Source organism: Rhizobium sp. RHZ02 (assembly GCF_014851575.1).
Classification (GTDB): domain Bacteria; phylum Pseudomonadota; class Alphaproteobacteria; order Rhizobiales; family Rhizobiaceae; genus Rhizobium; species Rhizobium altiplani.
On record NZ_JACUZX010000002.1, the window covers coordinates 255,811 to 270,626 of the forward strand.

Consider the following 14,816-nt stretch of genomic DNA (forward strand, 5'->3'; position numbering starts at 1 on the left):
GTCCCCGGTTCAACATGGTGAAGCACGATCCGCAAATCAATCATTTTTGAAGGTGTTGCGACCGAACGATCCATCGACCGTTCTATTCTGCAACCGACCCAATGGCATTTCCACACTGCGCCAAGGTGCGGTGGCAGCAAGCCACTGCCGCGTTCGTGTCTCCGGATCGGGGTTCAGGGTAATATCGGTCACGACGGCAGCGCTGTCGGCGCCCTGAGACAAAACGCCCTCGATTCGATCGACGTTCAACCCGCCGATGGCGACGAGCGGCAGGTCGCCGAGGCGCGACTTCCATAGGCGCAGGCGTTCCGGTCCTTGCGGCGACCATTTCATCTGCTTGAGAATGGTCGGATAGATCGGACCGAGCGCGATGTAGTCCGGCTTTGCCGCTAGCGCCGTCGCAAGTTCCGCATCGTCGTGGGTGGACAGCCCAAGCTTCAGGCCGGCGGCACGAATGGCGCCGAGATCGGCCGCTTCCAGATCTTCCTGACCGAGGTGGACGAAATCGCATCCTTCTTCGACGGCAAGCTGCCAGTAGTCGTTGATGATGAGCTGACAGCCATGCTTAGCGCAAATCGCCTTCGCGGTTCGGATTTCGGTGCGCAGCTCGGCCGTCTCTTTATCCTTGATCCTGAGCTGCACGAGCTTGACGCCGAGCGGCACCAGCCGTGCGATCCATTCGGCGCTATCGACGATGAGATAGAAGGGATCTAGCATCATGCAAATACGGCCTTTCCGATGATGGGTGTCGAGGGAACCGCGACATCGCGCGGTTCGAGCATGCCCGCACCGAAAGCCTCGCGGCCGGACTCGATCGCCTTGGCAAACGCGCCCGCCATGGTAGCCGGGTTGCCGGCACCGGCGACGGCGGTGTTCAGGAGGACGGCATCGAAGCCGAGCTCCATGACGGTCGCCGCATGTGATGGCCGCCCGATCCCGGCATCAATAATGAGCGGAATGTCAGGGAAATGTGCGCGCATTGAACGCAACGCCGAGAGGTTGAGCGGTCCCGCCGCACTGCCGATCGGGGCGCACCATGGCATCAATACCCGACAACCCGCTTCGAGCAGCTTCTCGGCCACCACGAGGTCGTCGGTCGTGTAGGGAAAGACCTCAAAGCCCTCGGCGGAAAGGATGCGGGCGGCTTCCACCAAGCCGAAAACATCAGGCTGAAGCGTATCGTGATTGCCGATCACCTCCAGCTTGATCCAACTGGTGCCGAAGAGCTCGCGCGCCATCTTGGCTGTCAGCACGGCCTCGGAGACGCCATGGCAGCCCGCGGTGTTCGGCAGAACTCGAACGCCGAATGCCCGTATCATCTCGAAGAAGGCACTGCCGCTCCGTCCGCCCGCGGTCTCGCGGCGGAGCGAGACGGTGACGATCTCCGTTCCCGATCGCTTGACGGCCTCCGCGAGGGTCGCAGGTGAAGGATACCGTGCGGTGCCGAGAAGCAGGCGGGAGGAGACTACGGTGTCGTAGAGCGTCAGCATGGTCAGCCTCCCTGCATCGGCGACAGGATTTCGATCCGGTCGTTGTCGTTGAGCGCGTGGTCGGCGCGGTCCTCACGGTGGACGATTTCGCCGTTGACGGCGGTCGCCAGCCAGTCGCCTTCGTATTCCATCAGCGTCAGCAGTTCGGACAAGGTTGGCGCAGCGAGGTCGTGATACTCGCCGTTGACGATCAGTTTCATCGGCAATTTCCTCCTGGTTCGGTTCTGGAGAAGACAAGGTCCACAGCTTCCTGCGCCATGGTAGGCGCCAGCAGGAAGCCGTGGCGATAGAGGCCGTTGAGCACGACCGCCTCGGCCTCGCGGGTCACGCGTGGAAAATTGTCGGCGAATGCCGGCCGGATGCCCGCGCCGGTTTCGATAACGGTAGCGTCCGCAAAGGCGGGATGCACAGCGTAGGCGGCGTTCAGCAGTTCCATCATCGAACGCGCCGAGATGGGACCGGCGAACTCGGTCTCGATCATGGTGGCGCCCACCATGAACAGGCCATTTCCACGCGGAACGATATAGACGGGGAAGCGCGGATGCAGCAGGCGAACGGGTCTGGCGAGGTCGACCTCGGGCGTGTGTAGATAGAGCATTTCGCCGCGCACGCCGCGAAGCCCACTCGTTCGCCCAATGCGTGCTGCGCCCGTGCAATCGACGATGTCGTCGTAGCCGGTGGTCTCGGCCACTTGGTCGATGAATGCTACGCCCCGAGCGGCGAGCTTTTCTCGCAGTAGACCCAGCACTCGTCTCGGATCGAGATGTCCTTCCAGCGGGAAGAACAGAGCACGCCTGAAGCGGCCTGCGAGAGCCGGCTCCAATGGGCCGATCTGCTCCTCGCCCAGCCATTCATGGCCGCTGGTGCGGCTGGCAAAGCGATCGAGTTCACCCTGGTCGCGCGCGGGGGCAACGACCAGCGTGCCGTTTCGGTGTACCTCGCCGGGCAGCATCATGTCCCACCGATCGATGGCACCGCGGCCACGCAGCAAGACGGCTTCGTCCGCGCCTTCACGCTCACACCACGGTGCCAGCATGCCGCCCGCGAGCCATGATGCTGCCTGGCCGAAATCTGGATTCGGATCCATAACGGTGACGTCAGCACTTCGAAGAGTGAGTTCGTGCGCGACCGTGAGGCCGGCAACGCCGGCCCCTTTGACGAGGACGTGCATCTCAGTCACGCGACTCTTGGATGGTATCGATCGGCATATAGAGATCGCCACCCTCGCGGTATTTCGCCGCCATGGCGTCGAGCCCTTCTTTCTGCGCTTCAGCGCGGATGTCGTGCGAAATCCGCATCGAGCAGAACTTCGGGCCACACATGGAGCAGAAGTGCGCCACCTTGTGCGCTTCCTTCGGCAGCGTCTCGTCGTGGAAGCTGCGGGCCGTCTCCGGATCGAGCGACAGGTTGAATTGATCCTCCCATCGGAATTCGAAGCGGGCGCGCGACAGCGCATCATCGCGCGATTGAGCTGCCGGGTGACCCTTGGCGAGATCGGCGGCGTGGGCGGCGATCTTGTAGGTGATGACGCCGGTCTTCACGTCGTTGCGGTCGGGGAGACCCAGATGCTCCTTCGGGGTGACGTAGCAGAGCATCGCCGTACCGAACCAGCCAATCATCGCAGCACCGATGCCCGAAGTGATGTGGTCATAGCCCGGGGCGATATCTGTCGTCAGTGGTCCCAGCGTGTAGAAAGGCGCCTCGCCGCAGACGGCGAGCTGCTTGTCCATGTTTTCCTTGATCTTGTGCATCGGGACATGGCCCGGGCCCTCGATCATGACTTGGCAGTCCTTGGCCCAGGCGATCTTCGTCAGTTCGCCGAGGGTCTCCAGCTCGGCGAATTGTGCGGCGTCGTTGGCGTCGGCAATCGAACCCGGACGCAGGCCGTCGCCGAGCGAGAAGGAGACGTCATAGGCGCGGCAGATGTCGCAGATCTCCTCGAAATGCTCGTAAAGGAAGCTTTCGCGATGGTGATGAAGACACCACTTGGCCATGATAGAGCCGCCGCGTGAAACGATGCCGGTGACGCGGTTGACCGTAAGTGGGATGTAGTGAAGCCGCACGCCGGCATGGATCGTGAAATAGTCGACGCCCTGCTCCGCCTGCTCGATGAGCGTATCGCGATAGACCTCCCAGGTCAGGTTCTCGGCGATACCCTCGACCTTCTCCAGCGCCTGATAGAGCGGCACGGTGCCGATCGGCAGCGGCGAGTTGCGGATGATCCATTCGCGGATGTTGTGGATGTTGCGGCCGGTGGAGAGATCCATCACGGTGTCGGCGCCCCAGCGCGCGGCCCAGACCATCTTCTCGACCTCTTCGGCCATCGAGGAGGTGACGGCGGAGTTGCCGATATTGGCGTTGATCTTCACCAGGAAGTTCCGGCCGATGATCATCGGCTCGGCTTCCGGGTGGTTGATGTTGGCGGGGATGATGGCGCGGCCGGCGGCGACTTCCTGTCGGACGAATTCCGGGGTGACGTGATCGGGAATATGGGCGCCGAAGCTCTCACCGTCGCGCGCAATTGCCTCGGCCTTAGCCTTGCGGCCGAGATTTTCGCGGATGGCGATGAACTCCATCTCGGGCGTGATGATACCGGCGCGCGCATAGGCGAGCTGGGTCACGGCCTTGCCGTCCTTGGCGCGGAGCGGTTGGCGCTTGGCGGGAAATTCCGGCGTCAGCCGCTCGCCGCTGGCAAAGCCGTTATCCTCGGGGCGCACCTGGCGACCCCGATAGGCTTCGACGTCGCCGCGCGCGAGCACCCAGCTGCGGCGCAGTTCCGGAAGCCCCTGCTCGATGCTGATGTCAGCGCCTTCGACCGTATAGATGCCGGAGGAATCATAGACCGTGACCGGTGGCTCGCCCGATGTCGGGTGGACGCTGATTTCGCGCATCGGCACGCGGACATCGGGGTGAATGTCCCCAGGGATGTAGATTTTCCGAGAGGCCGGTAGGGGGCCTGTTGTGACGGTCGGGGTGATGGTCTTTGCGGCAATATTCATGGTTTGAGGCTCCAAGTTTTAAGTTTGGAGACCCAGTCCTCAGCCGGAATGATGAAAAGACGCCGGCACGGATTCCACGCGTGAATCCAATGCTTTCGAGCGCTTGCACCGTCCCTACGCCAGTATGAACTGGATCAGGTTCAACGGGTCACTGCGCACGATAGCAGTATCTCAGCCCCTTGCCGGGACCCCCCTGGTGAATGTCAAAAGGTTAGAGCCAGAGCAGCAAAGCTGTCAAGCCGACTGCCGCAACTACATGGAAAGGTCCAGAGCGCGGCCTTCGAAGAGGCGGCTCTGCGAACCCTCAAGATGCGCCTTCATCAAAGCCCGCGCGTCTTCCGCACGTCCTTCGACGATGGCGAGGTAGATCTTGTTGTGCTCCTCGTAGACCTGCTCGAGGCCCTGACGCGGACCAAGCAGCGATAGGCCGTGAAGGTGCATGCCGACGGCGATGTGGGCCTTCAGGGCATCGATCGAGGCTGTGTAATAGTGGTTGTTGGCGGCTTCGGTGACGGCCCGATGGAAGGTGAAGTCGGCGTCGGTGCGATGGAGCTGGTGGCTGGTCGCCTCGCGCAGATCGGCGAGCGCTGCGGCAATCCTCTGGATCGCCGCTTCGTCACGGCGCTTGGCAGCAAAGTAGGCGGCGGCAGGCTCGATCGTCAGTCGAAACTCGTAGCAGCGCTGGATATCGGCGATCGTCTTGACCGGCGAATAGGAAAGCTGCGTCGTCGGCGAACCGTGGGCGCTGACGAAGGTGCCGGCTCCCTGACGGGCATAGACGATGCCTTGATCGCGCAACCGTGCCAAGGCGTCGCGCACGATCGGACGCGACACGCCGAGCATCGATGCAAGCTCATGCTCACCGGGAAGCCGCGAATCCGGCGGATAGTTTCCCGAGCGGATACGCTCCTGCAACTGGTCGAAGACGCGATCGACCAGCTTGACGGCCTTGCCGCGCTCCGGCTTTGCCGCAGGCGCCGCTTGCGCATTCGCCGGTACACCGTTTGCTTCGTCCACCTTCACTCTCCCCGTCGGCATGTCCTATGCCGCCTGATTCTGCGCGATCAGTCTTACCAAACTATCCGAATTACCGAAGCCCCCGGACTTCACCGCGCAGCGCAGACGCAGGCCGTCTGCCGTTACGACGTCGAACCACGGAATACCCGCCTCGATTTCGCCCTGCGGCCTCAGAACCCGAATGCCGAGCTCGCGAAAAACTGCCAGTGCCGTATCGCCACCGCCGACCATCAGCATGTCCGGGCGCGTCATCTCTATGATGGATTTTACGCCTTTTGCGAAGCGGTCGGCAACTGCCACGGCTTCGCCGCTGATTTCGCCAGTACAGCGGACGAGTAACGGCAAGCCAACTTGTGCGTCGGAAGGCACTGCTCCCATGGATGCATCGATGGCAGCGGCGAGGCAGCCGGTACCCTCCAGCCTGGCCATTTGTGCTGTTGTGATCGGGTCGCGGGAGCCGAAGGCAAAGACGGTCCGGCTCGATGCGGCAAAAGCGTTGCTTGTCCTGTTCGACTGTCCGATCTTGCGGGCAAGTGCAGCTCCGATACCGCGGGCGCCGACAGCAAGGGCCCTCTTCCAATCGCGTGCCTCAACCACTTGGTCGAGATCGCTGTCCGTTTCGGCATCGCGGACCAGCACTTCGGTTCCACCACTTGCATCGAAAAGCTCGGCAATCGGCAGCGGCTTGTCGACACCACGACCGACGACGTGACCGTTGTGGGTCAAACGGTCCTGATCGGGAATGGCCGGCGCCACCACGATTGTCTCGTGACCGAAGACGGCAGCCAAAGCTACGCTTTCCGCTGCAACGTTCCCCTTGAGCCGGGAGTCGATCTTTTTCAGAACGATTTGAGGCGAGGCGGCAAGAAGGGCCTTCGCCGCAGCGCTGACCCTTCCTGCCGCTTCCTCCTCCGGGAGAGCTCTCGAAGCCGTGTTGACCACCACGACCTCGCAACCGGTCGCAAGCGTTTCCGATATGGCACTGACGTCGATCGCGACAGCGACGGAAAGTCCGGCGTCGACAAAGGGGGTTCCCGTGTCGAGCGCGCCGGTCAAATCGTCAGCGATGATCGCGACCTTCACCGTCATGCAGTCTGTCCTGAGTTGACAGCGTGGCAGGCGACGAGATGGCCAGGCTTGGCTTCCTTCCATTCCGGCACGACCTTGCTGCACACGTCCATGGCGATCGGGCAGCGCGAGTGGAAGCGGCAGCCGCTCGGTGGGTTGAGCGGGCTCGGCACGTCGCCCTGCAGGATCTGGCGCTTGCGCGTGCGCTCCAGCTCCGGATCGGTTTCCGGAACGGCTGACAGCAGTGCCTTGGTGTAGGGGTGCAGCGGGTTCTCGAACAGCTCCTCGCGCGTCGCAAGTTCCGCCAGGCGGCCGAGATACATGACGCCGACGCGGGTACTGATATGTCGGACAACAGCCAGGTCGTGGGCGATGAAGAGGTAAGTCAGGCCATACTTCTCCTGCAGATCGAGCAGGAGATTAATAATCTGCGCCTGTATCGAGACGTCGAGCGCCGAGATCGCTTCGTCGCAGACGATGAATTTAGGCTGGCAGGCAAGTGCGCGAGCGATGACGACGCGCTGTCGCTGGCCGCCGGAGAGTTCATGCGGATAGCGCTGCGCAAAGCGCGTCGGCAGGCCGACGTCGGTCAGCAGGTTGGCGATCTTGTCCTTGAGCTCCGCCTTGGTGCAGAGCTTGTGGAAGAGGATCGGTTCGCCGACTGCCTCACCGATCGTCATGCGAGGGTTGAGCGTCGAATAGGGATCCTGAAAGACGATCTGCAGGTCGCGGCGGAACGGCCGCATCTGCTTTTCATCAAGGGTCGCCAGGTCCTGGCCCTTGTAGACGACCTTGCCTGATGTCGCCTTGTAGAGGTTGAGGATGGTGAAGCCGGTGGTGGACTTTCCGCAGCCGGATTCGCCGACGAGCGAGAGGGTTTCGCCTTCCATGATGTCGAGATTGACGTTGTCCAGCGCATAGACGGTCGCCGAACGCTCGCCGAAGGCGCCGAGCTTGACGTGGAAATGCTTGACGAGGTTTTCGACCTTGAGCAGCGGTTGTGCACCCATCACGCTGCCTCCTGCATTTTCTGGACGACGAAGCAGGCCGTACGGTGGTTTCCGGCGCCTGACAGCGGTTCGAGTTTCGGTACGCGCTCGTGGCAAATGGCTTCCGCCAGCGGACAGCGTGGGGCAAAGGGGCAGCCTTTGGGGCGGCGACCCGGCTCCGGCGGCGTACCGCCGATGGACGAGAGCCGGCTTGCGGGCGCATCCGAGAGCTTCGGAATCGAGGCGAGCAGACCGCGCGTATAGGGATGGCTTGGGCGGGCATAAAGCTCGTCAACCGGGGCATCCTCGACGACGGTTCCGGCATAAAGCACGGCGACACGATCGACGAGACCGGCAATCAGCGCCAGGTCATGGGTAATCCAGACAACCGACATGCCGAGCTTGGCGCGCAGATCCTTCACCAGATCGACGATCTGCGCCTGAATGGTGACGTCGAGCGCCGTCGTCGGTTCGTCAGCGATCAGCAGTTTCGGATTGCAGGCAAGGCCGATCGCGATCATCACGCGTTGGCGCATGCCGCCGGAGAGTTCATGCGGATAAGCTTGCAGGCGCTCTTCCGGCCCGGGAATGCCGACGAGGCGCAACAGTTCGACAGCGCGGACTCGCGCATCGGCCTTCTTCATTCCACGGTGATAGATCAAGGGCTCGCAGATCTGGTCGCCAATGCGCATCACCGGGTTGAGCGAGGTCATCGGATCCTGGAAGACGAAGCCGATGTCGCCGCCGCGCACCTTGCGCAGTTCCTTGTTCGACATCTTTTGCAGGTCGTGGCCGTCGAAGCTCGCGGATCCCTTGGTGACCTTGATCTTGTTGGGTAGAAGCCGCATCAGGCTCAGCATGGTCAGACTCTTGCCGCAGCCGGATTCGCCGACGACGCCAAGCGTCTCGCCCTTGTTGACGTGCAGATCGATGCCATCGACCACGACCGCCGGGCCGTTTCTGCCATCGATTTCGACCGTCAGGCCGCGGACATCGAGGAGTTTTTCGTTGGATCGGGTGGTGTTCATCACTTCGAACCCCGCGGATTGAGTGCGTCGTTGAGGCCATCGCCGAGGAAGCTGAAGGCGACCGAGGCAAGGCCGAGAACGGCTGCCGGGGCGGCCAGCAGATGCGGATAGTGCTGCCAGACGCGCAGACCGTCCGAGATCATGTTGCCCCAGCTTGGGGTCGGCGGGTTGACGCCGATGCCGAGGAAGCTGAAGGCGCTTTCCAGAACCATCGCGGTGCCAAGGCCGGCGCTGACGGAGACGATCAACGGGCCAAGCGCATTCGGAACGACGTAGCGCTTCATGATGATCCAGTTCGAAAGGCCGAGCGCCTGCGCGGCCGTGATGTAGGGCCGGCTGCGGATCGACAGCACCTGGGCGCGAACGAGACGCGCATAGGGCGGCCAGGAGATCAACGCCATCGAGCCGAAGACCAGAATGAAGTCGACCCAGATGGTCTGGCGATAGAAGGGATTGAGCGTCGCCAGATACTGCGCCTCCATCCATTTGGTGATGGGGGACTTCAGCGATGCATTGATGACGACGACGAGGAGCAGGTTCGGCACCGACATGGTCATGTCCGTCAGCCACATGATGACGCGGTCGAACGGATTGCCGAAGAAGCCAGCGATCGCGCCAAGGATCGTGCCGATAAATACGGCGATGACTGTGACGATGACCGCGACCAGGAAGGCCGTGCGGGTGCCGAAGACGACACGGCTGAACACATCGCGGCCGAGGTCGTCGGTACCGAAGAGATGTTGCAGCGATGGAACGGCGTTGCGGGCCTGCAGATTCTGGCTCAGGTAGTCATAGGGCGTCAGATACGGGCCAAAGATCGCGGTGAAGGCGAGGATTGCCACGACGATCAGGCCGAAGACGGCAAGCTTGTTGCGCTTCAGGCGATACCAGGCGTCGCGCCACAGGCTGACGGGTGCTTCTTCCTGAGCTGCGACGGGAGAGAGAGGGATGGCGGACATGGTCAGCGGCTCCTTCTTGCATCGTTGGCACGCGGATCAAGCAGCGGATAGAGAACGTCGACCAGAAGGTTCGAGATCATCACCAGGAAGGATCCGATGAGCGTGATCGCCAGAATGACGGGGTAGTCGGAATTGGTCAGCGCCTGCACGGTCAGGCGACCGAGGCCGGGAAGACCGAAGACGAGCTCAACGAAGATCGCGCCGTTGACAATGGTGATCATGATCAGGCCGAGCTGTGTCACGACGGGCGTCAGCACCGGGCGCAGGATATGGCGCAGCGCTACGACCATCTCTGGCACGCCCTTGGCGCGGGCGGTGCGGACGAAATCTTCAGACAGCACCTCGATGACGGCGGCGCGCGTTTGGCGGACGATCAGCGCGATTGGTTGAAATGAGAGCACGATGAGCGGCAACAGGATGCGCACATCGAAAACACCACCCCAGCCATACGGCACCTTGACCATCGGCAGCAGCGCGATAAGGCCGACCATCAGCAGCGGGCCGGCGACATAGGCCGGGATCGCCCACAGAAAGAGCGCGCTGCCGAGGATCGTATAATCGAGGCGGCTGTTCTGGTTCATCGCGGCGATCATGCCAAGCGGAATGGCGATAACAGTCGTCAGGATGATGGAACAGAGCGCAAGCTTGAAAGAAACGGGGGCTGCAGCCGACACCATCGCCCAGACCGAGCGGCCTGATGTCAGCGAATTGCCGAACTGGCCATGCAGCAGGTTCCAGATGTAAAGGGCGAACTGTTCGATGAAGGGCCTGTTCAGGCCGGCACTTTCGCGGATGGCTTCGATGCGCTGCGGATTGTAGGCGACATCGCCGGGTGCGCGCAGAAAGATCAACTTGATTGGATCGCCGGCGCCGTAGAAAGCCAGCGCGTAGACGGCCAGCATCACGATCAGCACGGACGGAATCCAGATGGCAAACCGGGTCAGCACGTAGCGTAGCAAGGTCATCTCCCACCGGTTGGCAGACACCTTCCGCGTCAAGGCGGACATGCGATGTCTTCTTGAAACTTGCGCGAAGGCCTTGCGGTCTTCGCGCGGTTGCTAATATGCCAGAGGGCTATCTGTTTCAGAGTTTCGTGCCGGCTCAGCCGATCGAAATGTCCCAGGGCGCCACGACCTGCCAGTCGAGGTTCTTCTCCATTCCCTTGACCTCTTTGGTGGCCCAGCGGGACATCGCCTGAGAATACCACGGAATGAATGCCCAATCGTCGCGGAATGCCTTCTGGGCATCCTGGGCGAGCTTGACGCGCTGCGGATCATCGACGGCTTTCGTTGCCGCTTCGGCAAGTGCCGCATCGACCTTGTCGTTCTTGTAGCCGCCAAGCTTGTTCTGCGCGTTCGACGAGGTCGAGGCGATGCAGCCGGCGAGATAGGAAACGGCATCGGGAACACGAGTGCCGACGTCGTCGCGGAAGATCTGGACGGCGTTCTGGTCCGGACCGGCATAGGAGTCCTGCTGCGGCTTCATGTCGACGGCCGTGATGCCGAGGTTCTGGCGCCACTGCTCGGCAATGAACTGGGCCGCAGCCTCGATAGCCGGGGCGGAAATGCCGACGAAGAGGATCTTCGGCAGGCGCTCCGGACCACCGTAGGTCGATTCGGCAAGCAGCTTCTTTGCCGCGGCCGGATCGTACGGATAGGGCTCGAAGCCGGAATTTTCGGCGCCGGGAACGGAATTCAGGATCTGGTCGGCCTTCTTGTGCGGACCGTCAGGATAGGAAGCCTTGAAGAGGCCGTCGCGATCGATCGCCATGATCAATGCCTGGCGAACCTTCGGATCGTCCATCGGTGCGCGGGTGACGTTGAACCAGAAGTGCTGGCTGGTCGGGATCAGCGGACCGGCGGAGAATTCGGGGCCGAGGTCCTGGATAATCGTCGAGGTGACCAGTTCCGTATGTGCGTTGAACTCGCCGGACTTGATGAGCGACGTCGCGGTGACGTTGTCTTCGATCGAGGTGATTTCGATGCGCGCGAGCTTCGGCTTAGGCCCGAAGAAGTTCTCGTTCGGCTCGAACACCAGCTTGCCGGCGTCGATGTCGATGCTCGTCAGCTTGAACGGGCCGGAATAGACGGCGCTGCTGTCGGGCTTGTACCAGTCCGCCACTTCCTCGCCGTCACTACCACGAGACTGCGCGGCCTTGGTGATCGGTGCGATATGGTTGGCAAGGCGCATGAAGAAGATCGGGTCGGCTTCCGCCAGCGTCACAACGACGGTGCCTTCGTCAGGCGTGGCGACGCCCGTCAGTTCGTTGCCGGAACCGGCGCCGATTTCCTTGTAACCCTGAACCTTGCTCAGTACCTGGTCGGCACGCTGGCTCTTGGTGTTGGGCATGGAGGCCACTTCCCAGGATCCCTTGACATCAGCCGAGGTGATCTTGCTGCCATCCGAGAAGACAGCCTTGGGATCGATCTTAAAGGTCCAGACCTTGTTGTCTGGCGACTCCCAGCTGGTGAAGACGTATGGCTTGATCTTGCCTTCGCTGTCGAAATACATCGGCGAGGCCCACCAGATCGAGTTCCAGCGGAACGGAACGCCGCCACCGCGCAACGGCGACCAATCCTGGTTGAAGGCCGGATTGGCAACCTTCAACACCTGACCGTCATCGGCCAGCACGATGCGAGCATTCATGCCGAAGATTGTGAGGCCGACGCCGGCGGCGAGGCCAAGCTTCAACGCGTCGCGACGCGACATCTGCGCTTTCTGCGCAATATTCCCTTCATTCCGATCAGTCATCGTGTCCTCCCATGACAAAATCAGTGACGGCACCACTTTCACTCTGTTCCCGAAAGTGCGTCACGACATGGCGCAGACACTCGCTCGATAATGTAAATATGTCAACATAAATTAATCGATGGCGCTCTCGGCAAAACGAACGAAATATTTTCTTTAGTTTTTTCAACATGTTAAAAAATCACAACTGACGCTCTCTGTATTGTCATATTGACAACAAAGCTTCAGGGGATGAAGAAAACGCCATCTTGCGGGCCGGATTTCCGGTCGCTGCCGCTTTTTTCGCGGCGTTCATCCGAGGAGGACGATATGAGCAATCACAAGATTACAGGCGTATTTAGCGCGGCCGCGACGCCACTCAATGCGGATGGCACCCCGGATCTCAGCCTTTTCACCGAGCACTGCCAGCGACTGTTGCAGGAAGGGTGCCACGGCATCGCCCTGCTGGGCACGACGGGGGAAGCAAACTCTTTCTCCTCGAGCGAGCGCCGTGCAATTCTCGAGGCAGCGCTCAAGGCGGGCGTGCCGGCCGACAAGCTGCTCCCGGGGACGGGTGTCGTTGCCATTCCTGAAACCGTCGAATTGACCAAGCACGCCCTTTCGCTCGGCGTGACGAAGGTCGTGATGCTGCCGCCCTTCTACTACAAGGGAGTCTCCGACGACGGATTATTCGCCGCCTACTCGCAGGTCCTGGAAAAGATCGCCGACGCCCGGCTGCAGGTCATTCTCTACCACATCCCGCAGGTTTCGGGCGTTCCGCTTTCGATTCCGCTGATCGGGCGATTGATAGAAGCCTTCCCCGACACTGTCGTCGGGATCAAGGAATCGGCCGGCGATTTCAATAACATGCAGGCGATCATCGGAGCTTATCCGGGCTTCTCCGTGTTGGCGGGCGCCGATCCGCTGCTCTTGCCGCTGCTGAAGGCCGGAGGTGCGGGCTGCATCACGGCAACCTCCAATCTCGTCGCGAATTCGCTGCGAACCGTATACGACAAGGTGCATGACGAGACGCAGGCCGGCGCCGTCGAGGCCGCCCAGGCTCGCATCAACGCCTATAGAACGCTTTCCAATTCCTACGTGCAGATCCCGACCATCAAGGCCATGGTCGGGCTGAAGACCGGCAACGCTGCCTGGAAGCGCACGCGTGCGCCGCTGATGCCGATCAGCGATGCCGACTACGTCGCGCTTTCCGAAGCCTACGCCAAGCTGCCGTAGGGAGCGCGACCATGAGTTCCACAGCTTTGCCAGCCGAGGCCGTTCCGGCGCTGATGACCGGAGAGATCGTCGCGAACGCGAACGAAAGGGGGCGCGCAGATGCCTATCTGCCCTCCCCTTGCATCCAGAACCATGCCGCCAACCTCGCCTTTCTGCCTGGCGGGACGCTCACCTGCGTTTGGTTTGGCGGCACGATGGAGGGGATGGGCGACATTTCCATTTACATGTCGCGGCTTGCCCCGGATGCCAATGTTTGGTCGCAGCCGGAGAAAATGTCCGACGACCCGACCAAATCCGAGCAGAATCCGCTGATTTTCACGGCTCCAGATCGAAAAGTCTGGCTGCTTTACACCTCGCAGACCTCGGGGAATCAGGATGGTTCTGTTGTCAAATGTCGGACCTCCGAGGATGGCGGCAAAACCTTCGGAGAGGTCCGCCTTCTCTGCGACATCCCAGGCACCTTTGTTCGCCAGCCGATCATCGTCAACAAGGCCGGCGCTTGGCTCCTGCCGGTCTTTCGCTGCATCGGATTGCCCGGCGAGCGCTGGACTGGCGACGTGGACACGGCAGGCGTGCTGATCTCCCGCGACCAAGGTGAGAGTTGGGCTATGACCGAGGTCCCTGATAGCATTGGGGCGGTCCATATGAACATCGTTCCGACAGACGATGGCAACCTTGTCGCCTTCTATCGAAATCGGTTCGCCGAATCCGTCTTGTGCAGTCGCTCGAGTGATGGCGGCGAGCACTGGAGTGTGCCGCAGCCGATCGATCTGCCGAACAACAACTCGTCAATTCAGGCGACAAAGCTCAAAAACGGCGTGATAGCAATGGTTTATAACCATTCCAATGCGTCGATGTCGGACGCTCGGCGCCTTTCGCTCTACGATGAGATCGAAGGTGACGATGAGATCAAGGCGGCGTCGGCACCGGCGATCGAGCGCCGCAAGGCCGTCTGGGGCGTTCCCCGCGCCCCGCTCAGTCTCGCCTTCTCCAACGACGGCGGCGCAAGCTTCCCACGTCGTATCGACCTCGATACCGGCGATGGATATTGCCTGAGCAACAACTCGAAGGACTCGGTGAATCGCGAGTTTTCCTACCCTTCGATTGTCCAGGGACCAGATGGCGCCGTGCACATCGCCTATACCTACTATCGCCGAGCCATCAAATACGTCCGGCTTTCGGCGGATATGATTGCCTGACGCCTTCACAGGTTGTCAGTTGTGAACCTCATCGATCCGACCCGGCTTCATCAGAGCATGAAACGCGTTGGATTGCGTGTTTTTTTTGACAACTTTTGCGCCCT

General features: G+C 61.4%; 14 protein-coding genes and 1 riboswitch. Of the genes, 2 read left to right on the forward strand and 12 right to left on the reverse strand.

From position 1 onward, the window contains the following. Window positions 1-36 precede the first annotated feature (36 nt). From IB244_RS04055 to IB244_RS04110, 12 genes are all read right to left on the reverse strand, one after another. Window positions 37-720, reverse strand: coding sequence for a thiamine phosphate synthase (locus tag IB244_RS04055; RefSeq protein WP_113469710.1), 684 nt, complete (start codon window positions 718-720; stop codon window positions 37-39). Next, window positions 717-1,490, reverse strand: a complete 774-nt coding sequence (locus IB244_RS04060) for a thiazole synthase (protein WP_113469711.1) — start codon at window positions 1,488-1,490, stop codon at window positions 717-719. Before IB244_RS04060 ends, IB244_RS04055 begins: the two co-directional genes overlap by 4 nt. Before the next feature lie 2 nt (window positions 1,491-1,492). Further along, on the reverse strand, window positions 1,493-1,690 hold the full coding sequence (gene thiS / locus IB244_RS04065; protein WP_018855862.1) for a sulfur carrier protein ThiS: 198 nt from the start codon (window positions 1,688-1,690) through the stop codon (window positions 1,493-1,495). After that, window positions 1,687-2,661 carry a glycine oxidase ThiO gene (thiO, locus tag IB244_RS04070; RefSeq protein WP_018855861.1) on the reverse strand — a complete coding sequence of 325 codons (975 nt, stop codon included), beginning with the start codon at window positions 2,659-2,661 and terminating at the stop codon, window positions 1,687-1,689. The genes thiS and thiO overlap by 4 nt, the downstream gene beginning before the upstream one ends. Window position 2,662: 1 nt before the next feature. Continuing rightward, on the reverse strand, window positions 2,663-4,489 hold the full coding sequence (gene thiC, locus IB244_RS04075) for a phosphomethylpyrimidine synthase ThiC (RefSeq protein WP_113469712.1): 1,827 nt from the start codon (window positions 4,487-4,489) through the stop codon (window positions 2,663-2,665). Between the two features lie 93 nt (window positions 4,490-4,582). Further along, window positions 4,583-4,694, reverse strand: a riboswitch (TPP riboswitch). 47 nt (window positions 4,695-4,741) lie between these two features. After that, window positions 4,742-5,506 carry an FCD domain-containing protein gene (locus IB244_RS04080; protein ID WP_018855859.1) on the reverse strand — a complete coding sequence of 255 codons (765 nt, stop codon included), beginning with the start codon at window positions 5,504-5,506 and terminating at the stop codon, window positions 4,742-4,744. A gap of 24 nt (window positions 5,507-5,530) precedes the next feature. After that, entirely contained in the window at window positions 5,531-6,595 is a 1,065-nt protein-coding gene (locus IB244_RS04085; protein WP_113469713.1) for a four-carbon acid sugar kinase family protein, read from the reverse strand. Beyond that, complete coding sequence (locus IB244_RS04090; RefSeq protein WP_113469714.1) at window positions 6,592-7,584, reverse strand: ABC transporter ATP-binding protein; 993 nt, start codon at window positions 7,582-7,584, stop codon at window positions 6,592-6,594. Before IB244_RS04090 ends, IB244_RS04085 begins: the two co-directional genes overlap by 4 nt. Further along, window positions 7,584-8,591 carry an ABC transporter ATP-binding protein gene (locus IB244_RS04095; protein ID WP_018855856.1) on the reverse strand — a complete coding sequence of 336 codons (1,008 nt, stop codon included), beginning with the start codon at window positions 8,589-8,591 and terminating at the stop codon, window positions 7,584-7,586. Before IB244_RS04095 ends, IB244_RS04090 begins: the two co-directional genes overlap by 1 nt. Further along, window positions 8,591-9,550, reverse strand: coding sequence for an ABC transporter permease (locus IB244_RS04100; RefSeq protein ID WP_192303212.1), 960 nt, complete (start codon window positions 9,548-9,550; stop codon window positions 8,591-8,593). Before IB244_RS04100 ends, IB244_RS04095 begins: the two co-directional genes overlap by 1 nt. A gap of 2 nt (window positions 9,551-9,552) precedes the next feature. Further along, on the reverse strand, window positions 9,553-10,509 hold the full coding sequence (locus IB244_RS04105) for an ABC transporter permease (protein WP_192303293.1): 957 nt from the start codon (window positions 10,507-10,509) through the stop codon (window positions 9,553-9,555). A gap of 142 nt (window positions 10,510-10,651) precedes the next feature. Further along, window positions 10,652-12,301, reverse strand: coding sequence for an ABC transporter substrate-binding protein (locus tag IB244_RS04110; RefSeq protein WP_018855853.1), 1,650 nt, complete (start codon window positions 12,299-12,301; stop codon window positions 10,652-10,654). Window positions 12,302-12,607: 306 nt separating this feature from the next. Between IB244_RS04110 and IB244_RS04115 the strand changes: the two genes are divergently transcribed. Continuing rightward, window positions 12,608-13,513, forward strand: coding sequence for a dihydrodipicolinate synthase family protein (locus IB244_RS04115; RefSeq protein ID WP_192303214.1), 906 nt, complete (start codon window positions 12,608-12,610; stop codon window positions 13,511-13,513). An 11-nt stretch (window positions 13,514-13,524) separates the two neighbouring features. Further along, complete coding sequence (locus tag IB244_RS04120; protein ID WP_169683153.1) at window positions 13,525-14,712, forward strand: sialidase family protein; 1,188 nt, start codon at window positions 13,525-13,527, stop codon at window positions 14,710-14,712. The last annotated feature ends 104 nt before the right edge of the window (window positions 14,713-14,816 follow it).